Source organism: Carboxydothermus islandicus, assembly GCF_001950325.1.
GTDB classification, from domain to species: Bacteria; Bacillota; Z-2901; order Carboxydothermales; family Carboxydothermaceae; genus Carboxydothermus; species Carboxydothermus islandicus.
The window spans coordinates 1-415 of the sequence record NZ_BDJL01000114.1 but is presented as its reverse complement, the minus strand read 5'-3'; the positions used below and the strand labels follow the sequence as shown (position 1 = coordinate 415).

At 51.6% G+C, this 415-nt stretch carries 1 pseudogene; it reads right to left on the bottom strand.

What is annotated here, in order from left to right:
* Positions 1-390, bottom strand: a pseudogene (locus ciss_RS09720) (cytochrome c3 family protein); the annotation flags it as partial.
* Positions 391-415: the final 25 nt, after the last annotated feature.

Genomic DNA, 415 nt, shown 5'->3' with positions numbered 1-415 from the left:
GTCGGCATATACCGCACCGTTTACATAGTTGACCCGCGCAATTTTGTTCGGGTCGGGACTTAAAATCCGGGCGTTTCCTCCCTGTCCGTGCGGACTGTGGCAGGATTGACAGCCAAACTCAATATCCCACATCTTGGTAGCTGCAGCTTCGTGCCCTACTGCTGTTGCATCTTCATAACTTCCAGTGCTGTTGCCACCAGGTGCCGCAAATATCTGCACCGAACCTACAACGTTATGCCGGGATAAAGAACCTTCACTACCAGTTCCAAACATTCCGCCATAAGTGGCTCTATTAGTGGTTCCGATAACCCCTCTTTCTACGTCGTAAGTAGTGCTGATGGTACCATCATGGCAGGCCATACAGGTGTCATACACCGAACCCCACTGCAATAAGCTTCCCCCTACGGCAGTGTGG